General features: G+C 45.1%; 16 protein-coding genes. 9 read left to right on the top strand and 7 right to left on the bottom strand.

Going from position 1 to position 23,749, the window contains the following annotated elements; genetic code table 11:
- Window positions 1-167: 167 nt before the first annotated feature.
- Window positions 168-2,675, top strand: coding sequence for a TonB-dependent receptor (locus DYU05_RS01300; protein WP_117381184.1), 2,508 nt, complete (start codon window positions 168-170; stop codon window positions 2,673-2,675).
- Between the two features lie 44 nt (window positions 2,676-2,719).
- On the top strand, window positions 2,720-3,970 hold the full coding sequence (locus DYU05_RS01295; RefSeq protein WP_165851973.1) for a PepSY-associated TM helix domain-containing protein: 1,251 nt from the start codon (window positions 2,720-2,722) through the stop codon (window positions 3,968-3,970).
- 2 nt (window positions 3,971-3,972) lie between these two features.
- On the opposite strand, the gene DYU05_RS01290 is transcribed toward DYU05_RS01295, so the two are convergent.
- From DYU05_RS01290 to DYU05_RS01275, 4 genes are all read right to left on the bottom strand, one after another.
- Window positions 3,973-4,419: a DinB family protein gene (locus tag DYU05_RS01290; RefSeq protein ID WP_117381182.1), complete on the bottom strand. Its 447-nt coding sequence runs from the start codon at window positions 4,417-4,419 to the stop codon at window positions 3,973-3,975.
- A 94-nt stretch (window positions 4,420-4,513) separates the two neighbouring features.
- Window positions 4,514-5,362, bottom strand: coding sequence for an SDR family NAD(P)-dependent oxidoreductase (locus DYU05_RS01285; protein ID WP_117381181.1), 849 nt, complete (start codon window positions 5,360-5,362; stop codon window positions 4,514-4,516).
- A gap of 32 nt (window positions 5,363-5,394) precedes the next feature.
- Window positions 5,395-6,234: an SDR family NAD(P)-dependent oxidoreductase gene (locus DYU05_RS01280; protein ID WP_117381180.1), complete on the bottom strand. Its 840-nt coding sequence runs from the start codon at window positions 6,232-6,234 to the stop codon at window positions 5,395-5,397.
- A gap of 81 nt (window positions 6,235-6,315) precedes the next feature.
- Window positions 6,316-7,218, bottom strand: a complete 903-nt coding sequence (locus DYU05_RS01275; RefSeq protein WP_117381179.1) for a helix-turn-helix domain-containing protein — start codon at window positions 7,216-7,218, stop codon at window positions 6,316-6,318.
- Window positions 7,219-7,971: 753 nt separating this feature from the next.
- Here DYU05_RS01275 and DYU05_RS20980 point away from each other — a divergent pair.
- Window positions 7,972-8,361, top strand: coding sequence for a putative quinol monooxygenase (locus DYU05_RS20980; protein WP_205771760.1), 390 nt, complete (start codon window positions 7,972-7,974; stop codon window positions 8,359-8,361).
- A gap of 117 nt (window positions 8,362-8,478) precedes the next feature.
- On the top strand, window positions 8,479-8,958 hold the full coding sequence (locus tag DYU05_RS01265) for a hypothetical protein (protein ID WP_117381178.1): 480 nt from the start codon (window positions 8,479-8,481) through the stop codon (window positions 8,956-8,958).
- A gap of 238 nt (window positions 8,959-9,196) precedes the next feature.
- Here DYU05_RS01265 and DYU05_RS01260 read toward each other — a convergent pair whose 3' ends face one another.
- Window positions 9,197-10,777, bottom strand: a complete 1,581-nt coding sequence (locus tag DYU05_RS01260; protein WP_117381177.1) for a PAS domain-containing sensor histidine kinase — start codon at window positions 10,775-10,777, stop codon at window positions 9,197-9,199.
- A 159-nt stretch (window positions 10,778-10,936) separates the two neighbouring features.
- Between DYU05_RS01260 and DYU05_RS01255 the strand changes: the two genes are divergently transcribed.
- The 5 genes from DYU05_RS01255 to DYU05_RS01235 all read left to right on the top strand — a co-directional run bounded on the left by DYU05_RS01255 (window position 10,937) and on the right by DYU05_RS01235 (window position 18,113).
- Window positions 10,937-11,515 (top strand): Crp/Fnr family transcriptional regulator, encoded by a 579-nt coding sequence (locus DYU05_RS01255; protein WP_117381176.1) that lies wholly within the window; start codon window positions 10,937-10,939, stop codon window positions 11,513-11,515.
- A gap of 132 nt (window positions 11,516-11,647) precedes the next feature.
- The gene (locus DYU05_RS01250; protein ID WP_117381175.1) at window positions 11,648-12,505 is read left to right on the top strand and encodes an SDR family oxidoreductase; all 858 of its coding nucleotides are present in this window, start codon (window positions 11,648-11,650) and stop codon (window positions 12,503-12,505) included.
- Window positions 12,506-12,666: 161 nt separating this feature from the next.
- Window positions 12,667-13,404 (top strand): ImuA family protein, encoded by a 738-nt coding sequence (locus DYU05_RS01245; RefSeq protein ID WP_117381174.1) that lies wholly within the window; start codon window positions 12,667-12,669, stop codon window positions 13,402-13,404.
- 2 nt (window positions 13,405-13,406) lie between these two features.
- The gene (locus DYU05_RS01240; RefSeq protein WP_117381173.1) at window positions 13,407-14,909 is read left to right on the top strand and encodes a Y-family DNA polymerase; all 1,503 of its coding nucleotides are present in this window, start codon (window positions 13,407-13,409) and stop codon (window positions 14,907-14,909) included.
- 3 nt (window positions 14,910-14,912) lie between these two features.
- A complete protein-coding gene (locus tag DYU05_RS01235; RefSeq protein ID WP_117381172.1) occupies window positions 14,913-18,113 on the top strand; it encodes an error-prone DNA polymerase in 3,201 nt (1,066 codons plus the stop codon).
- Window positions 18,114-18,123: 10 nt separating this feature from the next.
- Here DYU05_RS01235 and DYU05_RS01230 read toward each other — a convergent pair whose 3' ends face one another.
- Together DYU05_RS01230 and DYU05_RS01225 are read right to left on the bottom strand one after the other, a co-directional pair.
- A complete protein-coding gene (locus DYU05_RS01230) occupies window positions 18,124-19,029 on the bottom strand; it encodes a PorP/SprF family type IX secretion system membrane protein (protein ID WP_117381171.1) in 906 nt (301 codons plus the stop codon).
- A 56-nt stretch (window positions 19,030-19,085) separates the two neighbouring features.
- Window positions 19,086-23,441: a T9SS type B sorting domain-containing protein gene (locus DYU05_RS01225; RefSeq protein WP_117381170.1), complete on the bottom strand. Its 4,356-nt coding sequence runs from the start codon at window positions 23,439-23,441 to the stop codon at window positions 19,086-19,088.
- Window positions 23,442-23,749 lie beyond the last annotated feature (308 nt).

Here is a 23,749-nt window from a genome sequence, read left to right as displayed (position 1 = left end):
TCTAAAATTAAATAAAGGTAAGGCTTTTATGGAAGTAAATGCCACAATGGTGAACTATGGCGCTATTTTGATTCGTTATTCTTATTTAAAATAAATCTAAATAAACATTGCCATTTTAAAACCCATTGTTATTTTTGCCCTAAATTAGAATTAATCTAAATAACATTATGACATCTAACCCCTACTCACCTCTTTTAAAATTCCTGTCTGCATTGTGCATTGTTCTGTTTACAGCACTTAGCGTGAAAGCCATTGATACTGATGACAGCAACAATGGCAGAATAAACGGTAAGGTTTTTACCAGCGACGGAAAACCTGCTGCGTTTGTAACCGTAACCCTTAAAGGTGTAAACAAAACCACCATGACGGTTGATGACGGCTCTTTCATCTTCAAGAACATCAAACCTGGCAATTACGTAGTAAAAGTTTCTTTCACCGGCGCTCAAAGCGAGGAAAAAACTGTTACTGTTGCAGCAGATAAGACAACAACCATCGACTTTACACTTGTTGAAAGCGCCAATAAGCTTAATGAAGTAAGCATATCTTCTACAAAAACCATCAATCGTAAAAAGATCTCTATCGGCAAGATGAACGTTGCGCCAATTGATCTTCCGCAAAGCATTTCCGTAATCGGTCGTGATGTGCTTGATCAGCAGCAATCACTACGCCTCAGCGATGTTATAAAAAATGTGAATGGTGTATACTTATACAGCGCTCGCGGCAATACGCAGGAAACCTTTGCAGCACGCGGCTACAACTTCTCGAGCACCAACATGTTTAAAAACGGTTTTAGAGTGAACTCCGGCGCAATGCCTGAGATCAGCTCACTGGAACGTGTTGAGGTACTAAAAGGCAGCGCTGCGCTACTATATGGCAACGTTGCTCCAGGCGGCGTATTGAACATGATCACCAAAAAACCAAAGTTTGAGCAGGGCGGCCAGGTATCTATGACTTACGGCAGCTATGATTTGTACAAACCTGCATTTGATGTTTACGGCCCTATATCTTCCAAACTGGCTTACCGTGTAGACGGGACTTACGAGAACTCCAAGAGCTACCGCGATGTTGTAAAAAATGAACGCTTTTATGTAAATCCTTCATTATTATACAAGATAAGCGACAAAACCAACATTGTACTCGAGGCAGATTACCTTAACTATGATTTCACCCCCGACTTTGGTACCGGCCAGGTAAACAACGTTATTGCCGATGTACCCCGCAACAGGTACCTAAGCCCGCTATGGTCTACAGGTAAAACCAGGCAATCTACAGTTACGGCTACTGTAAACCACCAAATAAACAGCCTTTGGCAGGTAAGCGGTGGTGTATCTTACCAATATTTCGACAGGCGCTACCAAACTACAGAACGTGTGCAGCCCGATGCGGCGGGAGATTGGTCGCGGCCTTTAAACCGTGCTAAAACATTGGAGGATTATGTAACTGGCCAGCTTAACATCACCGGACAATTCAACACGGGTGTTATTAAGCACAACATTTTAGCAGGTATAGACGCGGACAGGTATAGAAACGATAACTACACCTTTGTAGCCAATATCGATCCTACAAAGAAAACAGTAGTGTCATCGGGCGGCGTATCCAGCTACCTTGATAATGATGGCACAATAAAAAGCTCTACCTACGACAAGATCAACATCTTTGATCTGAACAAGTATACGGCACGTACCGACATGCCTAACATGAACCCTTTTTATGATGTAGAGACCATTACTAACCGCTTTGGTGCTTATGTTAATGACCTGATCAGCATATCTGACAAGCTGAAGGTACTTGCCGGTGTTCGCTGGTCGTACCAGTACATTGCCCCTACTACGGTAAATGCCCTGTCCTCTTACGGTGCTGTGGCATCCGCAAAAAGCAAAACTGACAAAGCTTTTTCCCCGCGTGTAGGCGTAGTATATAAGCCAATAGCTAATACAGCATTATTCGCCAGCTATTCTAATTCGTTCGTAACCAACACGGGTACCGATATCAACAACAATCCAATTGATCCGTCTATCATCGATCAATACGAACTTGGCGTTAAAAACGACTTCCTGAACGGCAACCTATCTGTGAATGTAACTGCCTACCGTATCCAGAACAGTAACCTGGCACAAACGGCACCTTTTCAGGCAGATGGCATCACACCCAACACCAATACCAACATTAAGGTACTAAGCGGACAAACTAAAAGCGACGGTGTGGAACTGGATATAGCTGGCCACCCTGTAAAGGGATTGGATGTGTTGGCTGGCTATAGTTATACTAATGCCCGTTATACCAAAACATCAACAGTTCCGGGCAGCAATATAGCGGGGCAACCCTTGTTAAACGTACCTAAGCATACCGCAAATGCAAGTATATTCTACAACTTCCTGGATGGCAGTTTGAGGGGCTTTAAAGTAGGTACCAGTGTGTATTACCTTGGTAACCGCGAAGCTGGCTTTGCAAATGTTGTACCGCCGGTTGGCCAGCCACAGGCAGCGTCAAGATTAGTGCATGTTCCCCACTTTACCACTGTTGATGCGTCGTTGGGTTACACTTACAAAAAGCTGTCTATCATTGGTAAAATATCCAACATAGGCGATGTACTTAACTGGAACGTTCACGAGAACTACAGTGTAAACCCGATCGCGCCACGTCAATTTTTAACTACCCTTACTTATAAATTTTAATACAAACAGGGCATGCAATGCATGCCCTACTTTTTGAATCCGTTATGAAGGTTTTCTTTCGCAACATACACCTTTACCTAAGCCTGGCAGCCGGCATTGTTATATTTTGCTCGTGCCTAACCGGCACCATTCTAGTTTTTGAGAGAGAAATAAACCACACGCTTCATCCGCAACGATACTTTGTAGAGGCTTCTGGTCATCGCATGCCGCTGTCACAGCTTACCAAAGCAGCACTTAAGCAGGTACCTAAAGCAAAACTGGCATCAGTAATGGTGTTTAATGATCCTTTAAGAACTGTTGAAATTGGTGTAATAATGCCTGAAAAAGGAAAGCCTGAAAAGGGCATTAACAAAAAATCTACTGAAGAAAAAAGCCACAAAGCAGGTGACAATAAAGGAAAGGATGTAAAAAAAGGCGGCGAGAACAAAAAACCAAACACCACTTTATACGTAAACCCTTATACCGGAAAGGTAATAGAGCAATTCGGCAAAAAGGGGTCCTTCCTGTTTTCTGTAGAAATGTTCCACCGCTTTTTGCTGGCAGGTAAAGACAGTGCCGGCGACATGATTGTAGGGATATCTAGCTTGCTGTTCTTGTTTATTCTGATCACCGGTGTTGTTTTATGGTGGCCAAAAACAAAAGCAGTATTCATCAAGCGCATTAAAGTAAAATGGGACGGGAACACCAAGCGACTTGTGCATGACCTTCATTTAGTTACCGGCTTTTACACATCAGTATTCCTAATCGTGATTGTGTTAACAGGATTAGTTATGTCGTTTACATGGGCAAACAAAGCGCTGTTTGCTTTAACGGGCTCTAAATTAAAGGAAAAAGATGCCAAACAACCCGCCTCCACATACTCGGCCGGGTTAAAGAAGCTTTCGGCTGATGAAGCATTGGAAGGCTTAAATCTGCAGATAAAGAATGCGGAATACTTTACAATAAGAACACCTAAAGACTCTGTTGGCACTTACAGTATAAGCGTGTTGCCAAAGGGCGCATTTGAAAATACATCAGACACCTACTTTATAGATCAATATAACGGCAGAATTGTTAGTACAGAAAAGTTCGTAGACAAGAGTACCGGTCAACGCGTACGTTCTTTTATTAAACCTGTACACACAGGGTCTGTATACGGTTTACCAACCAAGATAATCAGCTTTATCGTTTGCCTGCTATCACTCATTTTCCCGGTGACGGGTGTTATTATGTGGCTGAACAGAATCAAGAAAAAAGATAGAAAGAAGTCGGTGATAAGACGCCCCAAAGCTGCTAAGGAAGCACTTGCGGTATGACGTTAGCAATCCAGGAGCCTTCTATGATAGTTTACTTGTCCCAGATGGTAGCTTAAATGCATGGCGAGATGAACCAGGAAAAACTCAGTTGTCAACGTTCTTTCAAAGACAATCTGCGGGTAATCTTTTCTTAATTGATCTTCGGAAAGAGACTCCAATACGGTATCAACAACGTCGATAGTCTGCTCTAGCTTGAAAATCAATTCACTTCTGGGGACATCTTTTAACGAAAACTCCTCAGGTCTATTCCTTATATAGCCCGTACCACCCAGTTCGGCACCTAAATAGGTGTTCAGATTGCCTATTAAGTGCAGGCAAAGGTTTCCTGTGGAATTTAAGATATTTTTATCCACGCGCCAGATATTTTCCTCGTCGTTATATAATTCAAGCTCCTGTTTTAATTTAACTAGCTCTCTATTAAAAAGTTCTTTTAGTGTGTTTGTAAGCATCGTAGTGTTTTGTGTGGTAAGATAAATAAACACATTATAAATAAAAAAGCGGATGATCCCTCATCCGCTTTTCTCAGCACAAGCAATGGCCGGATTAAGCTTCTACTTCAAAATTGGTAGATGTCGCCTGTTTACGCCAGGCCTCCATATCCGCTTTTACGGCTTCCATTTTCTGGTCGGCAAGCTGATAGGCATCAGGGCCTAAGAACAAGTGCAATGGTGCCTCTTCTGCTTCTGCAACTTCTATCATAACAGCTACTCCTTTTTCAGGATCTCCGGCCTGCTGACCATTAATCTCATTTTGATGAGCGCTTTGCACAGCACGTACTTCCTTGTACTCAGCGATCTCGTTTTTAGGCGTACTTAACGAATCGGGGTTTAGGAAATTGGTGCGGAAGTATCCCGGAGATACGATCGTTGCCTTTATTCCAAATGCTTTGGCTTCGGCAGCAAGTGATTCGGTAAAGCCTTCTACTGCAAACTTGGTTGCACAGTAAATACCGAATCCAGGGAAATTGCCGGTAAACCCTCCTATTGATGAGAGATTAAAGATATGGCCTGAACCCTGCGCACGCAGTTGAGGCATAACCTGGCGTATAACGTTTAATGAACCAAATACATTAACATCAAAGTTATCACGCGCTTCCTGGTCGGTAAGTTCTTCCAGGCTGCCTGTTAGGCCGTAACCGGCATTATTCACCACCACATCAATTTTACCAAAGCGTGATATTGATTGGCTGATAGCGTCAGCAACGCTTTCTTCTGATTTAAGGTTAACGGCAAGCGCCAAAAAGTTTTCGTGATCGCCTACTGCTTTAGTAAGATCGGCTATGTTGCGTGATGTTGCCGCAACGTTATAACCTTTATTTAATAGTTGTTTTGCGAGGCTAAGGCCTAAACCTTTAGACGCGCCGGTTACAAACCATGTTTTTTGATTTTCCATTTTGTTTTGTTTTTATATGTTGATGTTGTGAGTTAAGCATTGAATGCCATTGATTTGGCTATCTCTTCGTTCAGCTGAAATTCCTTCTGTAGTTTTTCTAGCTTGGTCATAGCACGGGTATAAGCATCTTCGCCAAGCAAAAGGTATAGTGGCGGGTTTTCCATTTGACCAACCTCAATGATTGCTGCGGCAGCTTTCTCGGGGTCACCGGCTTGCTGTCCGTTCATTTGAGTAAACCTGGTCTGGATGTTCCTTACAGCTGCGTAATCAGCTATTTCGTTTTGAGGATAAGCGATAGAATCTGCTTCCAAAAAGCTGGTGCGGAAAGCACCTGGTGCAACAACGGTAACCTTCACACCAAACTCTTTAACATCTTCGGCCAGTACTTCGGTAAGGCCAACAACGGAGAACTTGGTAGCGGCATATACCGCAAAACCTGTACCCGGTGCAATGCCCGCTATAGAAGATATATTAATAATGTGGCCAGATTGCTGATGGCGCATATAAGGCATTACGCACCTGATAACGTTAAGCGTACCAAATACATTCACCTCAAAGTTGTCGCGGGTTTCACGATCGGTAAGTTCTTCAATACTCCCTCCAACACCATAGCCTGCATTGTTGATAACAACGTCAATCCTACCGAAAGCCTGTTTAACCTTGTGAATGGCGCAGCCCACGCTGTCCTCGTTGCCCAGTTCTGCTTCTAATGGTAGAAAGTTTTCACCTGTATAATTTACAGCTTTTGTGAGCCCATCAAGGCTACGCGACGTTGCCGCAACGTTATGCCCTGCATTAAGTAATTGTTTTACCAGGCTAAGTCCAAAACCTTTGGATGCACCTGTAATAAACCATGTTTTTTTGTTTTCCATAATCTTGCTTGTTTTGATAAGACAAAATTATGGCGGAAAAAACCCGACCGTTTACAGGATTCAAACCAAAAGTTGCAAAATTCAAACAACCCTGAACGCAGATGGCGTGACACTTGTTTGTTTCTTGAAAAAGTTGTTGAAATGCGCCGGCTCTTCAAAGCCTAAACTGTAGCTGATCTCCGACACGTTCCAGTTGGTGTGGCGCAGCAGGGCCTTTGCTTCACTGGCAAGGCGTTCCATAATGTGGTCTGTTGTGGTTTTTCCGGTGGTTTGGCGAATGGCCCTGTTCAGGTGGTTTACGTGTACGGATAACTGTTCCGCGAAATCTTTTGCGGAACGCAGCCTGAAACGCTGAGACGGCGTTTCTATAGGGAACTGCCTTTCCAGCAGTTCGGTGAAGATGCTGGTTATACGCGAGTTGGCATCAGGGTGCGGGTATATGGTTTCGGTGGGTTGTATCTTGAGGGCGTAGTGGATCAGTTCGGTAACGTAATTGCGCAGGAGGTCGTATTTAAAGCGGTACTCCGATCCTATCTCGCCCTGCATCTTTTCAAACACCTGCGTAGCGTAGCTATGTTGCTCATCATTAAGTGCATACACCGGGTTACCGCCGGGCATAAACATAGGCAACTCATTTATATTATTGCGAAGCATCTCCGTAAAGAAAGACTCTTTAAAGATGCAGAAGTACCCCGACCGAATATCACTGGTATATTCAAATGTATAAGGCACAACCGGGTTAAAAAATATAAGCGTTGGGCCTGTAAGCTCTATACTCTTATCGGCATAATGCACTATACCCCCGCCCCTGCTCAGGCTGATTTTATAGAAGTCCCGACGACTGTACTGCACTGGTTTTGCATCAGGTAAAAAGCAGTCCTCCGTTTTAAACACATTGAAATGGCCGATGTCCTGGCTCAGGTTAGCGGGCATCCAATTGAACTTATGCTGGTAGAATTCTTCGATGGTTTCTGTACGTGCCATATCCAAAGTTACACAATTCAAACATCAACATCCAAATACATAAGCAAAAACCTTCAAAAACCACATTTTTTCATAGGCGCATAGCTGCCCTTTTGAAATCCGTTTGGGCAATCTTCAGCAGCCACGTTATTTCGCAGAGAGGTAAAACTTACGTGTGTGATAGCGAACTGATTCCGGGTGGACTTCTCTCCATCCATACCCTTCTACTAATGGCCTAAAATGACACCGCAATTATTCTTAGCTGCTAAGAGTAAGCACTTCGAAATCTTGACTTTCAGAAAACCTGTTAAACAATTTGCGCTATCTACTTTTTTATAGCCCATTTTTTGCGGTCGCACATGTAGCACTTATAGGTTCTCACCGGCACCCAAAAAAACAAGGTTTTCAGGTACCAGGGGCGCGGTGTGCGTACCCAGTTAGCTTGCCCGCAAACGCAGGTGCCAATTGTTTGGTTTTTCTTAACAGGGGGGTTACTAACCATCACAAAAAGATTTATTTAATCTTCTGATAACTTTGGCTTTATTGGTAGTCAAATATATTCATTATCATCCGAAATAAATTTATTAATTAGGAAAATAACGTTCAAATAATGAAATTTTAATCTCATTTTAATGTTGTCCTAAATAATTGGCAGTAAATTGCTCATTATTGAGCTTTAAAATGGCTTATCAGCCAACAATACCCATAAAAACACAATTAAGTGTACTGCTAACGCAGCTTCATCTTCCTTTTTTATACTTGTATTTAACACATATGAAACATTTGTTCTTCCTACTCACCATAACCATGCTAACTATACTTACTTCTAAAGAGGCCAGAGCACAAACTGACGAACGTATGGTACGTGTGGCCAAAATTGAGGTGGACCCATTACAGTTAACGGCCTATAATGCTGCCTTAAAAGAACAAATGACAACTGCGGTAAAGTTAGAACCCGGCGTGCTCACCTATTATGCAGTAGCCAATAAAAAACACCCTTCGCACATCACCATTCTGGAGATCTATGCCGACACTGCTGCTTACCAGTTACATATACAAACGCCACACTTTAAAAAGTATAAAGCTACCGTACAAAACATGGTAAAAAACCTTGAGCTGATTGATGTTGATGTGATTGGAATTGCTAAAAAACCCGGACTATAACATACGCCGGGCAGAAAGACATGCCATTATTACTATTTTTTAGCCTGATGTAACGAACTTTAAGCTTCTTACGTCTATACCACCGATAAATACCTAAACATTTATCGGTCAATATTCATGAAACTTTCGTTACTAACTACATTACTATTAACTGCATTTTTTTGCATGATCATCAGCCTGGCACATGGGCAGGCCCGCAGTTCTATTGGCCTTTCAGGTGGCTTTAACCAAAGTTTTCATAAATGGGACAAGGAACATCATTACGGGTTTGGATTGATTGGCAATGTGCGTATCTCACCTAAGTTTGCCATAGAGCCTGCAATAGCAACCCGGGAAGTAAAGGACTATGCTACAGCCCGCCTGTCGGCAAAGTATTATCCTACTAATAACTTTTTTGTTGCTGCCGGCCCGTTCTTCTGGGTAGGGAGCGATTTGTACAATAATTTTGGATTTACCAGCAGTGTAGGCTACCGGGTGCTAAATATGCCTTACAGCAATTTGGAGTTATCTGTCCACGGCAACTTTGCAAGATATAAGTATGATGGAGTGCCGGTTGTTGGCGCAAGAGCTGCCTTTAATTTCAACTTTAAAAAATAGCTGCTGTTGATTGATCGGCTCTTGAACAGAATGCAGTGTTGTGAATAATAAACGCCGTCTACCCGGGAAGAACGGCGTTTATCATCGAAGTATATATTTGTCAGAAGCGGTTTTAGCTTCAACAATATCAGACCGGCTCACAACAAAGTTAATACGTCTAACCCTGCTTTTTATTTTATTGATATAACAAATTACAACCCGGGATTGTGCGGCACTGGGAATAATTGATACTGATCATTTATAAAGGCAAAGTAAACCAGAAAGTAGTGCCTTTGCCTAATTCGCTGTCTGCATGTATAGTACCGCCATGGCGTTTTACAATTTCAGAACTGATATAAAGCCCCAGGCCCAAACCAGATACCTGGTAACCCGCTGAGTCTACACGGTAATACCTGTCAAACAAATGTGGTATCTTTTCTTTAGGTATACCCGGGCCTGTATCTGTAACAGACACCTTTACCATACCATCTATCAAATCAATAGAAAGGCTTATCACCTCTGAATCGGGCGCGTACTTTACCGCGTTATTTAGCAGGTTGGTAATCACCTGGTCAATCCGGTGTTCATCGGCATTTACCTCCAACTCCAGTTCACCGCTTATACTAATCTTGTGTTTGCCCATAATAGCTATGGGGTTACAGGCTGCATTCAGCAGTTGTGACAGCACAAAGGGAGTTTTGTTCAGGTTCAGCTCACCATGCTGCAGCTTGGCAACGTTAAGCAACTCATCTACCAGGATGCTTACCCGCTCTACACTTTTGCGCGATTGCATGATAAGCTTAGGCGTCATAGCCTGTCCCGGTACGTTTTTTATCTTGTCCATCAGCTGTAGCGAAGCTTTCAGGGTAGTTATGGGTGTTTTAAGTTCGTGGCTGGCAATACTTATAAAGTCGTCCTTACGCTGTTCCTCAAGTTTTTCCACCGTAACATCCTGCAGTATACCGCTAAAACGTGTAGGTTGTTTATTTGCGTTAAACTCAGCCTTGCCTTTTGCACGCACATAGCGTGTTTTGCTATCCACGGGGTTTATAATAGCATATTCTACATCATAGTTCCCTCCAGATTCGTAGCGCAAGGCCTCGGCTATAGCTGCATCAACCTTTTTACGGTCTGCTACAGGTATTTGGTTAGTTGCGCGTTCAAGCTCTATTTCGTCATCAGCAGCAAGGCCAAACCAGCTTTTAAGCCGGTCGTTACCGGTAAACCTAAAGGTGTTCGGATCCAAGTCCCAAGTAGCCAGTTCGGCGGCATCAATGGTAAATTGCAGCTGCCTTTCGCTGGTGGTGAGGTTATCATTCACCGTGCTCAGCAGTTCGTTAGACTGCATCAGTTCGCTGGTAAGCGCCGCAAGCTCCTGGTTGGTGTTCATCAGGTCTGCATTGGATGCAGATAACGCGGCAGAAAGATTTTGCTCCCGGAGAAGACCAAAGTACTGGCTGGTTACATCCCGCGCGGTGTGCAGCAGGCAATAGGTTTTACCCTGTTCGTCAAGTATGGCCCTGTATTCAAAATCAAAGTAAAATGTTTGCAGCTCTCCGTTTACCACCAAATTGGCCGGGGTGTTTTCTGCAACGTAGGTTTGCCCTGTGCGCCATACGTTTTTCAGCAGATCTATAAAGGGCTGGCCTTCCAATTCGGGCACGGCATCTTCAAGCGTTTTGCCTATCACGCTGCGGTCTTTGCCCCAAAAATTGATCATGGCATCATTGGCAAACCGTATGTATATATCTTCGCTAACATAAACCGCGGTAGCATCTTTAGATAATGCTAAAACCTGTAAAAGGGTATCGTTGCTTAAAGGTTGTACCGGCTGATCCATCTAAAAAGAAATTCTGCTTTAATATAAGCAGCGCAAAGTTATAAATACTCGCTAAACATGAGCTATAGCTAAATTGTTCGTACGAAATTGTCTGCATAAACCAATTATCAGCAGAATAGGCAAATTTCACTTAGATTTGGCGCTTACATACCTGAAACAGTGTTCGACGTATTTAAAACATACCTGCTAGACAAGATCTCCCTTACCGACGAAGAGCTGGAACGCATCCGCACAGTAAGCATTATTAAAAAGCTGCGTAAAAAACAGTACCTGCTGCAGGAAGGAGACGTTTGGAAGTACGATGCTTTTGTAGCATCAGGCTGCCTGCGTACCTATTCGGTAGATGAAAAAGGTAATGAGCACATTATTGGCTTCGCGGTTGAGAACTGGTGGACAGGCGATAGGGAAAGCCTTCTAACCGGGCAGCCATCAAGGTTTAATGTTGATGCTGTAGAAGACAGCGTGGTTATCCTTTTTATACACACTAATTTCGAGCAGCTTTGTAAGGACATACCGGCGTTTAACAATATGGTGAACGCAATACTTCAGCGCAGCTTTGTAACGGCTCAAAACCGTATACAGGCAGCACTGAGCTACACCGCCGAAGAAAAGTACCTTAATTTCGTAGCTAAATATCCGGGGTTTGCAAACCGTATCCCGCAAAGTATGATAGCATCTTACCTGGGCATGACCCCCGAAACGCTTAGCCGCGTGCGCAGCGCTACTGCTAAAAAGTAAGCTGCGGTAAGCTACCCGGCTTTTTGGTTGATCTATATCAATTTCTTTCTTACCATACATCAATGTGCAGGTTGGCATGGTAGCGCACCTTTGTAGTGTTCACAACAACAAAGAACATTAATATTAAATACCATGTCAAAAACAATTTTCATCACAGGAACAAGCACCGGTTTCGGAAAATTAACCGCTACAACCCTTGCACAGGCAGGCCACTCGGTAATAGCCGGGATGCGTAATATAAACGGTAAAAATCAGTCCGTTGCCGCAGAGCTAAATCCGTTGCCTAACATAGAGGTAGTAGAGATAGACGTAACCAGCGATGACTCGGTTAACGCCGCGTTCGAGAAAACTTTAGCTAAATACGGCCATATAGATGTACTGGTTAACAATGCAGCGCTATCAGGCTTTGGGTTGGTAGAAGCATACTCCCTTGATAAAGTACGCGAGATGTTTGAGGTAAACTTTTATGGCGTGCTGCGCACTTACCAGGCAGTACTGCCATCTATGCGTAAAGCAAAGAACGGGTTGATCATCAACATTACCTCAGGCGCCAGCGGGCATACCCTGCCTTTTATGGTGCCATACCTGGCATCTAAATTTGGTGTAGAAAGCATTACCGAAGGTATACAGGGCGAATTAAGCGATTTCGGTATCGAGAACGTAAGCATACAGCCCGGGGTTTACCCAACTGAAATGAATAACGGATCAAAAGCCGGCGTTCATGCCGACAAGGCTGAGATCGCAGCCGAGTACGGCGATGCCGCTCAGGAAAGGTTTAATGCGCTTGGTACAGCCTTATTTGGTAAAATGGCCAGCTTCAACATGGACCCGCAAACCATTGCCGACGGTATACTTTCGCTTGTAGAAATGAAAAAAGGCACCCGCCCTTTACGTATGCCGCTTGACGCCATTGCCCAGGGTACAGACCAGGAGTTTATTGATGCCCGTGCAGCCATAAAAGAAAAATGGCTGGCTAAATACACTGCATAATTAAAGTACTTACACCTAAACCATCTGTTGTAATAATCGTGAAAGGAGCTGTTAATTTAACAGCTCCTTTTTTTATTATACCGCCCGCACCCCTATCAAAATACTTTTCAACAAATTATAAATACTAATATTTTTAGCATTATGTTTGTGATAACATTGTTATGGAAGGTGTAAAATCCAGGTTGGCTATTGTAGATCAGTTGCAGCAAAAAATTTTGCGGTGGCAGGGTTTTGTTCCGCCGTCTGCAGGTAAAAAGCAGCAGCTTGGGCTGGGTCCGCTGGAGGAAGCTTTTCCTAATGGTGTGTTCCCAACTGGCACCATACACGAAATGCTTTGCGCAACAAGCGAGCAAGCTGCCGCAACCACTGGCTTATTATCCGGAATGTTAGGCTCCTTAATGCAGCAAACCGGCACCTGCCTTTGGATAAGCACAGACAGGAAGCTCTTCCCGCCTGCCATGAGCACGTTTGGCGTAGCACCGGAGAGGCTCATATTTATTGATGCTAAAAGTGAGCGTGATGTATTGTGGGCAATGGAAGAAGCCTTAAAGTGCGAGGGGTTGGCTGCCGTTGTGGCGGAAGTGCGGGAGATCAGTTTCGCCCTGTCACGTAGGCTGCAGCTGGCGGTAGAAAGCAGCAAGGTAACCGGCTTTTTGCTCCGTACGGATTTGCGGAAGCTTAACACCACAACCTGCGTTGCACGCTGGCAGGTTACACCTTTACCAAGTGTGCTTGATGATGGCCTGCCCGGTGTAGGCCATCCCCGCTGGAATGTTGAGCTCCTGCGCGTACGCAATGGACATCCGGGTAGCTGGCAACTGGAGTGGAATGGCAATGGCTTTGTACCGGTACAAGAACAACAAGAACAAACAATGATACGAACGCTGCAAGTTGGTTAGTTATGCACAAAAGGTATGCTTCACTTTGGTTCCGCCATTTACTGACGGACAGACTCGCCATCCGGCAGCCTGACCTCAAGAACGCACCCTTTGTTTTAGCCGCACCACAGCATAACCGCATAGTAATTACAGCAGTAAATGCGTTGGCCCTGCAACAGGGCATTACACCAGGCATGGCAGCAGCCGATGCTAAAGCAGTTATACCCAACTTAAAAGTTATTGATGATGTTCCCGGCAGGTCAGCCATGCTGCTGCGTTCCATTGGCGAATGGTGCATCCGTTACTCGCCGCTTATTGCTGTTGATGAGCCGGATGGACTTATATTAGATATAACCGGCTGTACGCATTTATGGGGCGGAGAAGAAGCTTATCTTAAAGAAGTGATCGCACGCCTGGCAGCAAAAGGGTACACCGTGCGCGGTGCCATTGCAGATACTATTGGCGCTGCATGGGCTATAGCCCGCTTTGGTAAAGAACAGTTTATTGTTGAGCCCGGCATGCATACGGACGCTATGCTGAAACTTTCTCCTGCCGCGCTGCGGCTGGATTCAATTATACTGGACAGGCTACACAAGCTTGGTTTTTACAGCATCAGGCGTTTTATGGGTTTAAAGCGTCAGGCACTCAGGCGTCGATTTGGCGATCATTTCCTCTTGCGTATAGACCAGGCGATGGGCACCATTGACGAGCCCCTGCTATATCTGCATCCCCAGGAAGCTTACTACGAACATTTGCCCAGCCTTGAACCCGTGCGTACAGCAGGCGGTATCGAGGTCGCTATAAAAACACTCCTGCAAAACCTATGCAAGCGCTTAAAAAATGAAGGCAAAGGCTTGCGTACAGCAGTACTGAAATGCTACCGTATAGATGGCAAAGTTGTTGGTGCAGAAATAGGTACCAACCGCCCAACTTATAACACCACTCACCTGTTCAAGCTGTTTGAATTAAAGATAGCCTCTATAGAACCAGCACTTGGCATAGAGCTGTTTACACTTACTGCCCCGAAGGTTGAAGATATCTCCATTGAACAGGAAGCAATTTGGGCGCCTGACGGTTGCGGACTAAACAACAGCCGCCTAGCCGAACTGCTTGACAAACTTGCCAACAAAATAGGCGCAAACAACATACATCGTTACCTTCCGCAGGAAAGTTACTGGCCGGAGCGAACTACAAAAAAAACACTAAACCTAACAGAAAACGCTGTTAATGGCTGGAGCATCAGCAGGCCAAGGCCTTCCCTCCTCCTGAAAAAACCGGAACCTATCGCGGTCACTTTTAAACTTCCGGATAACCCGCCTATGCTGTTCGTTTATAAAGGCGAAAAACATATTGTTAAAAAGGCTGACGATGCCGAACGGATAGAACCCGAATGGTGGCGCACTACCCGCCCGCACCGGGACTACTATATTGTAGAGGATGAGCAGGGCCGGCGTTACTGGCTGTTCCGTTCGGGGCATTTTGATGCTGAAGGTTCGCGGTGGTACATACACGGTTTTTTCGCATAAATTATGGAGTACGCCGAGCTACAAATAACCAGCAATTTCACCTTTATGCGGGGCGGATCGCACCCCGAAGAGCTGGCAGATTATGCAGCAGAACTCGGTTATAGCGCTATAGCCATAACCGACCGCAACAGCGTAGCGGGTGTTGTAAGGGCACATCAAACCGCTAAAGCAAAAGGACTCAAATTTATCCCGGCTTGCAGGCTTGACCTTCTGGACGGGCCGAGCCTGCTGGCCTACCCTACCAACATTGCCGCATGGAGCAGGTTATCGGCCATGCTTACCAAAGGAAACTTGCGTACAGAGAAAGGCAAGTGCGACCTGTACAAACGGGATGTTTACGAACATGCAGAAGGAATAAAGTTTATTGCCGTACCTCCGGACAGCTTAAACAAAAACTTTGATATAGAAGATGCTTTTAAAGCACATCTGAAAGAATATAAGCAGGTTTTCGGCAGCAACCTTTACCTTGCTGCAACCCGCAGTTATAACGGGCACGACGATAAACGTTTTTACAGGTTATCACGCTTAGGCGTACCGCTGGTGGCTACTAATGATGTGCATTACCATTCTCCCGAACGGCGCGAGTTGCAGGACATACAAACCTGCGTGCGCGAAAAATGCACCATCCAGAATGCCGGCTATAAATTACATTATAATGCCGAGCGATACCTGAAACCAGTTGAAGAACTCGAACGCCTTTACCGCTTGTATCCCGACGCCTTGCTTCGCACAAAGGAAATAGCGGATGCTTGTACATTTTCTTTAGATACACTGAAGTACCTGGAACCAGAATGGAAAAGCCCCGATGGCCGTACAGCAGATGAGCATTTGCGCGAGTATACTTTAAAAGGTGCAAAAAAACTTTTTGGTGAGGACGTCCCTAAAAAGATACTTAAACAGGTGGATTTCGAACTAGGGTTCTTTGCAAAAAGAAAGCTTGCCCCATATTTTCTGCGCGTATACGAGTACACTCAAAAGGCCGAAGAACTGAACATACTCCATCAGGGCCGTGGTTCTGCGGCTAATTGTACAGTTTGTTTTTGCCTGGGCATTACACCGGTAAATCCAACTAAATCACGGCTGTTGTTCTCCCGTTTTATGTCCGACGCGCGAGACGAGTGGCCCGATGTGGATGTGGACTTTGAGCACGAACGCCGGGAGGAGATCATACAGTGGATATACGAGACCTATGGCCGTGATCATGCCGCTATTGTAGCTACGGTTACACAGGAAAGGCACAAAGGAGCCATACGTGATGTAGGTAAAGCGATGGGCTTGTCAGAAGATACTATCAAACGGCTTGCAGGTGCCATATGGGACTTTTCGGAAGAAGCTTTTGACCGCGAGCGCATCATTTCGCAAGGTTTAAACCCCGATGACCCTCATTTGCATAAAACATTGGAGCTTACTGATCAGCTGATCGGTTTTCCGCGTCAACTAGGGCAGCATACCGGCGGATTTGTGATCACTCAATGCAAGCTTTCAGACATTTGCCCGGTGATGAACGCCCGGATGGAAGACCGCACCCAATTAGAGTGGAACAAGGATGATTTGGAAGCGCTAGGGATTTTAAAGGTAGACGTACTGGGGCTGGGTATGCTTACCTGTATCCGCAAAGCTTTTCAACTGGCAAACAAACATTACGGACTGAACCTAACGCTAGAGAATGTACCGCAGGACGATCCTGTAGTTTATGACATGATCTGCCACGCCGATACCCTTGGCGTTTTCCAGATAGAAAGCAGGGCGCAAATGTCTATGCTGCCTCGATTAAAACCACGTAAGTTTTATGACCTGGTGATAGAGGTAGCTATTGTGCGGCCAGGACCAATACAAGGCGACATGGTGCATCCTTACCTCAGGAGAAGGGATGGCATTGATCCTGAAGATTACCCCTCTGAAGAACTAAAAGAGATTTTGGGACGCACAAAGGGTGTCCCCCTCTTCCAGGAGCAGGCTATGGAGATTGCTATGGTTGCAGGAGGCTTTTCCCCTGCGGAAGCAGACCAGTTACGCCGCAGCATGGCTACCTTTAAAGCTAAGGGATTGGTGAGCCAGTTCCGCCAAAAGCTTGTTGATGGCATGACTGCAAAGGGATACGACCAGCAATATGCCGAACGGGTGTTTAAACAACTGGAAGGCTTTGGCAGCTATGGTTTCCCGGAAAGTCACGCGGCATCCTTTGCCCATTTGGTTTATATCTCCAGTTGGCTAAAATGCCACTATCCTGACGTATTTGGTGCTGCCCTGCTTAACAGCCAGCCGATGGGTTTTTACCAACCCGCAGAGATTGTAGATGATGCTCGTAACCATGGTGTTACTGTCAGGCCGGTAGATGTAAACTATTCGGAATGGGATAATATACTGGAAGAAAAAGATGGTAGGTATTATGCCATGCGCTTAGGTTTCCGGCAAGTAAAAGGGCTTAGCGAAGCAGAAATGAACCTGCTGGTAAAAAACAGGAATACAGGTTTTAGTACGGTACAGCAACTGAGCGATGCAGGTATATCCCAATCGGCTATAGAACGCCTGAGTGATGCAGATGCTTTCCGTTCTTTGGGGCTGAACCGCCGTGAAGCGCTGTGGGAGATACCTGCATTAAGTGACAAGCCCATCGGGTTATTTTTAGGTCAGCCATCTGAGAGTGCGCACGAATCGCAGTTTGCACTTCCTTTGATGACCAAATCCGAACATGTGGTACAGGACTTTGCAGTTACCGGCTTGTCGCTCAAAGCGCACCCGGTAAGCTTTGTTCGCCCCCAGCTGGACTTATTGCACGTAACTCCCACTGCTAACACAAAACTTTTAAAAGATGGTGCGTCTGTTAAAGTTGCAGGTATGATCACCGTTAGGCAGCGGCCGGGCACAGCCAAAGGCATCCTCTTTATCACTATAAAAGACGAAACGGGTTTCTCTAACCTTGTTGTTTGGGAGAAGGTATTTGACAAGTACCGTAAAGAAATATTGCAATCGCGTTTACTGATGGTAGAAGGAAGAGTACAGATTGAAGGCGAGGTGATACACATTGTGGTGCGGCGCTGCTTTAACCTCAACTCGTTTTTAAAAACGTTAACCCCAGCCGGTGATGACGACTTCCCGGTAACAGTTCTGTCGCGTTCTGATGAAACGGTTTCACCCGGCCCCATCACGAAAGAAGATACTGGCGTTAAAGATGTATTCTACAAAGGCAGAAATTTCAGGTAAGCTTACTGCCTTATTCTTTATTCAACAAATTCAACTTAAGCCCAATCTCAAAAGTGTTGTTTGCATAAGAGTTTAGGCTTGAGGTGTTGTTTGTGTAGGCCAGTAATACATCCACAGGCTTAAGGTTTATACCTACACCAATTGTTCCGCTTTTGTTGCTATGATACATTCCGGAAATGCTAAAGTTATATTCGGCCATATTCAGGTTTGCCCCGGTATCCAGTATATTATCAAACCCTTTTATGCCCCGGTAAGCAACCTTTGGTTCCAGCGTAAAGTTATTATTGTTATTTAACAGCAGCTTATAACTTACTGCAGTAAAAAAAGTATTGCGTAAAGCGTCCAGTTCCTGGTCGTTTTTTAAAAATATGCTTCGAAGGTTAGGCACAGCCCCCTGGATGGTGAACTGGCTGCTAGTGTAAGCAACACCAAGGTCGCCATCAACATAAACGCTACGCCTGTTAAACTTATCTACAGAGCCATCGCCAGGGTCGCCAATAATCCGGTTATAATCTATAAACACGTTGTTAAGTCCCAGTGAAAGGCCAAAGTTCAATTTATCGTTCTTGCCTAGCCGCAAGTGGTAAGCGTAAGTGGCCATTATACGTGTACGGCTGATAAGCCCCGCCTGATCGTTATTTACATTTAAGCCAGTGCCCACGTTTCCACCCGAATTATAATCAGCAGTAAAGTTCTGCATCTTCGGGCTCCCGGGTACGCTGTTAAACTGTTGCTGTAAGCCAAGGTTTAAGTTAAGCCCTTGTGTAAGCCCCGCCATTGCCGGATTGGTAATGTACTGGTTTTGAAAGAATGCAGCTTGCAATACAGATTGCGACTTAGCTACATTGCCACCCAGGCACAACACCGCAAGTATAACAAAGCATGCCTTTGGCATGCCGGGTATTTTAAATTTCATTAGGGAAGTATTTTGAAGTAAGGCGAACCGTTATTTACGGTTCGCCCTGTTGTTAACTACCTGTCTCTTACAACAGTGAAGAACCCTTTAATCAGGTTTGATTTACCAAGATCTATTGTATAATAATAAGTGCCTTCTGAAAGCACACCGCCGCGATAGGTACCTGCCCAGTCATTAGCATAGCCTTTCTTACTGAATACAACATTACCACCGCCATCGGTTACATTAACGGTATTCTCGGGATAGCTTTCGATGTTGCTTACTATCCAGGTGTCGTTCTTACCGTCGCCATTTGGAGAAAGGATGTTGTTAGCTACTACAGCGCTATTACCTGTACCATTTAAGCCAGGTGCAAGATCGGTGGTGTTATAACCATTGCTGGCTACGCGCATGATGTTTGCAGTTGTGGTAACTGATGCGGGGTTGTAACCGGTTTTAAGGTAAGCTTCGGAACCTGCAGTGCCGTTATATTCAACAACCAACACGGTGTAGGTTGATGATGCCGACAGGCCAAAGATGTTTGTTGTATTTGCCGTTCCGTTGTACACGCAGTACCAACCGCTTGTACCCTCCTGACTGCCAAGCCCAAATGTGCTGTTGGCAGAATAAGTTACGCCCGTTGTCGGGTTAATTGCGCTTTTACCACCTGCACGCACAAACACCGCGCGAGCCGTTCCGTTACCGCTTACCCAGGTAGCTTTGGTAGAATTAAAAGTAGTATTGCTAAAGGTTAACCCGTAAGTGTAAGCTGTTGGAGGTGTAATAGGCGTGGTTAAGTTTGCCGGAGCTATGTTGTTTGTAATATACAGCGGCTTATCAATAGTGCCATTGTACTCTACCACTGCTACGCGGTAAGTGCCACCAGAAGTAAGGCCGATAACATTTGTTGTAGACCCGGTACCGTTATAGATACAATACCAGCCGCTTGACCCTATCTGGTTGCCGGAGCCAAACCTGACGTTGGATGAGTAGTATACATTAGCAGGCAGCGGGGCACCACTGTTACTATTGCTGATGAAAACTGCTCGGCTGGTGCCGCTGCCATTTGTCCAGTTTACTGTGCTGGTTGTTCCTCCAATGTTACTGAACGCGAGGTTTGACGCCTGTGTTGGCTGGGCAACAACAGGTGTTACAACGTATGCCGGTGACATACGGGTCGTATAATACTTTTCTAAACCCGGCGCGCCATTGTATTCTATTACAACAGCGTAATACTTTGTACCGCCCGTAAGGTTGCTGATGTTTACCGTATTGCCGGTGCCGTTATAAACGCAGTACCAACCCGTTGTACCAAGTTGGGCACCTTTGCTGAATGCTGCTGCATCAGCGGTGTAGGTGGTAAGGTCTGCCAGGACCGGAGAGCTACCAGCGTTTACATGCAGGAATACCGCGCGCTTGCCACCAGGGCCGTTTGTCCAGTTCAGGGTTGTGCTGGTTGCAGTTGTATTTGTGAAATTTAGTAAGGTAGCGTAACCACCAGGGGCTGCTACAGCCTCGCCTATATGATAAGTATAAGCCCCGCCTAACGAAAAATCATAAATCGAGTAAGAGTCCGTTGTCGAAGACCGCACTCTATTCGGGATAGTAGAACTGTCCCGGGGATTTCCTATGAACGCCATTGTAGCATCTGGTGTAAGAGCTATCGACACAGCAGCCTGCACCTGGTCCTTTGGATATGTATTAGCTTGTTTTTTCCAGACCATGCCGGTGCCGCGGGTATAAGCCACAGGTCCAGCATCTGTTGTAATCATGATTGTTGCGCCGTCGGCACTTATCGAAGGTATGCCTGCTTCAGGCAGTGTTTGTTTCAAAGTCCAGGTGGTGTCGGTACGTACAAGTACCTGCATTTTACGGGTTACAATAACATTACCATCGGCGCTCAGTACTGTGCCCAGAAGGATACCTTCGAGGCTTAGCTGTTTTTGCCACCCATTATCAGTCTTGGCATAAACAAAGCCGATACCTGATGTAGCGGGATAAAAGTCGTTTGAATAACGGTTACTGTGTATCATAGGGGCTAACGCAAGTGTACTTCCATCAGCGCTTACACTAGCTACTGTCACACCTACTATATGCTCGCCCTGGTTGTCTTTCAGATCAGACATCACCCAAGTATTACCTTTTCTTTGGTAAAGCACTGCACTACTCCACGTACGATCATTATTGCTACGATCATTATTGCCTTGCGTGGCAAAAATGCTATTCCCGTCAACCGTCATGGCGAAACCTGATACCTCAAAAGAAGTAACAAACGGATTGGTATTCCAAACACCGTTCAACCGTGTGAAAAAGTTCGCAGTAAACGGCTTACCTTGTTCAACTATCAACTGGCCCACCACCGCTGTATTGCCATCACCGCTTAACGCTACAGAATTTCCAAAGCCTGGCCATCCCTGGTGAGGGAACACGCCATCTTTTAACCATTCTCCATCCACGTTTTTGTATGATGACACACCCCCTATAGGTGGACCGCCTCCAGGTTTAAAATTAGAGAAACCCAACCTGGAACCTACCAGCGCGGTTTTGCCGTCAGCACTAATTGCAACCGACTGCCCCTGGTTTAAATAAGGCTGGGGTTCATATGTAAATCTCTTATACTTAGTGGTATCGGCTAGTATTGGTTGTTTTTGAACGTTTGGATACAAAGTAGGCGTAACGGTAAAACTGCCGCCGCTGACGGTGCCTGCCACGGTTGTTATACTTACACTACCATTAACTGTGCCCGGCATTGCCATAGCCGTCACCTCGTTATCATTTACAGACAATATAACGGCTTTCTTGCCGCTAATTGTCAGTTGAGTGGCTCCGCTAAGGTTGGTACCTTTAACTTTTACTACGGTACCAACAGACCCGGTAGCCGGGCTGACGCCTGCGATGATAGCCGCAGGCTGTATGCCATATGCCGTAGCACTGCCATACGGATAGGTAATGTAAGTACTATCGGTAGGTATGGTAGTACTACCTGTGTTAAAAATATACCGCTTGGTTAGTATTTGCCCGGCGCTGGCATCATCCGGAAAGCCGGATAATGCAGTGGTACCATCTGCACTGATGGAAACATTACTGGCAGAACTGGTTGGTAATCCAAGGTCTTGCTTTTGCCACACACCTGCAGTATTACGGATGTAGGTTACAGGCCCATTATAGCCCGGAAACATCACCACTTTGGTATCTGCAGTCACTGATGGCTTCCCGGTTTCAGGTATGTCCTGAGCTTTGCTCCAGGCGCCATTAATACGCGTATAAAAAGATGTTGAGCCTGAGAGCGACTCTATAAGCACATTACCATCAGTGTTAAGGGTTACGCCGCCCGCCACCGGCAACTTTGCTTGCACCTGCCAGGCTGTGCCGTCAAATCTCATTATATAGGTGTAACCAAAGTATGACGTTGCGGCAAGCGTTTTAGCGTCGCCGCTTATGGCCACCACACTGCCGGCTGCGTCGCCGGCACCAAAGGTAATTGCCTCACTTGGAGTTGCGTCAGAAGTCCACGAACCATTCTTTCGGTGATAAATTGTTGTGAACTCATTTACTTCGGGTCCACTCCTGTGTTGTACAACACTTGCATAGCCAAGTATTATGGTATTGCCATCCGCACTCACATCGGCGTTGCTGCCAAATTGAAAGAACGAAGTTTTTTGCCAAACGCCGTTCTTCTTTTCTAATACGGATGTTGGTTCAAGGTTATTGCCCGAATTTACAAGTACCGTTCCATCTGCATTCAACCTTGTGTTTTGTTTTACACCATATATCGAATTAGCAGCGTAGAACCTGGTTTTTTTCCATTTACCCTGCTGTTTTTCGTAAAAAGTAAACGATCCGGGATCGCCATAATATTGATTATCATAATTAAGGCCGGTAACAGAGGATACCACTGCGCTGTTACCATCGGCACTAACAGCAACATCAGCACCCTGATTAACAGATTTATACCTCACCCCCCCTGGAGGAGGCGTACCGCCGCTCAGATAAATCATTTTTGGATACGTTGTAGTATCCACCAGTTTAGGGCCCATTTGTGCTGTAGGATGAGGCGTTGCAAGTACTGTGAAAGTAGCCTGGGCGGCTAACACTGCACCACCTGCTGTTGTAACCCGCACAGCGCCTGTTACGTTACCGGGCATTACCATTGCAGTAAGGGTGCTATCTACAGTAGAAATAATTAGGGCTGCACCATTACCAATGTTAACGTTGGTAGCCCCTGCCAGGCCAGAACCCTTTATTTTGATTAATGTACCGGGTGCACCACTCGAAGGCGCAAATGAAGATATTCCTGCATAAAAACCTGCAGAAAGCGGGTTTCTTGCTGCTGTTGCATGCAAACCTGCAAAAAGGATAGCAATAAAGAAAACTAGTTTTGTACCAAAAAGGCTGAACGGGGCTGTTGAAAAAGCACCTTTAGGTGGGTTCATATTAAGTAATTGTTAAGGTTTAGCAGTGGTATATCAGAATATTGAAGCAAGGCATACTACACCTAGCAACTTATATAATAATACCTGAAAGCATTTAATTATCTATATAGTTAATGCATTCAGTTTGTGATATGTCATTCAAATATAAGAGTTTAACGCTATAATAATATTAATTAGTAAAATTTAATTTTTGTAACTGCGTCGTAAAATATTTTGTTTAATAACGATATTATAAACATCATATCTGTGGCAAAAATTTCCCATTATTAAATATTATCTTAGTATACATTAATCATAGGTTAATGTAT

It is taken from the genome of Mucilaginibacter terrenus, from assembly GCF_003432065.1.
GTDB lineage: Bacteria > Bacteroidota > Bacteroidia > Sphingobacteriales > Sphingobacteriaceae > Mucilaginibacter > Mucilaginibacter terrenus.
This window is presented reverse-complemented; position numbering and strand designations above follow the sequence as displayed.

Excerpts from the sequence above, each read along its gene's own strand:
- DYU05_RS01290 (WP_117381182.1), bottom strand. The coding sequence starts at position 4,419 with ATGCTTACAAACACACTAAAAGAACTTTTTAATAGAGAGCTAGTTAAA.
- DYU05_RS01285 (WP_117381181.1), bottom strand. The coding sequence starts at position 5,362 with ATGGAAAATCAAAAAACATGGTTTGTAACCGGCGCGTCTAAAGGTTTA.
- DYU05_RS20980 (WP_205771760.1), top strand. The coding sequence starts at position 7,972 with ATGAAACATTTGTTCTTCCTACTCACCATAACCATGCTAACTATACTT.
- DYU05_RS01265 (WP_117381178.1), top strand. The coding sequence starts at position 8,479 with ATGAAACTTTCGTTACTAACTACATTACTATTAACTGCATTTTTTTGC.
- DYU05_RS01230 (WP_117381171.1), bottom strand. The coding sequence starts at position 19,029 with ATGAAATTTAAAATACCCGGCATGCCAAAGGCATGCTTTGTTATACTT.
- DYU05_RS01295 (WP_165851973.1), top strand. The coding sequence starts at position 2,720 with ATGAAGGTTTTCTTTCGCAACATACACCTTTACCTAAGCCTGGCAGCC.
- DYU05_RS01235 (WP_117381172.1), top strand. The coding sequence starts at position 14,913 with ATGGAGTACGCCGAGCTACAAATAACCAGCAATTTCACCTTTATGCGG.
- DYU05_RS01245 (WP_117381174.1), top strand. The coding sequence starts at position 12,667 with ATGGAAGGTGTAAAATCCAGGTTGGCTATTGTAGATCAGTTGCAGCAA.
- DYU05_RS01250 (WP_117381175.1), top strand. The coding sequence starts at position 11,648 with ATGTCAAAAACAATTTTCATCACAGGAACAAGCACCGGTTTCGGAAAA.
- DYU05_RS01260 (WP_117381177.1), bottom strand. The coding sequence starts at position 10,777 with ATGGATCAGCCGGTACAACCTTTAAGCAACGATACCCTTTTACAGGTT.
- DYU05_RS01300 (WP_117381184.1), top strand. The coding sequence starts at position 168 with ATGACATCTAACCCCTACTCACCTCTTTTAAAATTCCTGTCTGCATTG.
- DYU05_RS01280 (WP_117381180.1), bottom strand. The coding sequence starts at position 6,234 with ATGGAAAACAAAAAAACATGGTTTATTACAGGTGCATCCAAAGGTTTT.
- DYU05_RS01275 (WP_117381179.1), bottom strand. The coding sequence starts at position 7,218 with ATGGCACGTACAGAAACCATCGAAGAATTCTACCAGCATAAGTTCAAT.
- DYU05_RS01240 (WP_117381173.1), top strand. The coding sequence starts at position 13,407 with ATGCACAAAAGGTATGCTTCACTTTGGTTCCGCCATTTACTGACGGAC.
- DYU05_RS01225 (WP_117381170.1), bottom strand. The coding sequence starts at position 23,441 with ATGAACCCACCTAAAGGTGCTTTTTCAACAGCCCCGTTCAGCCTTTTT.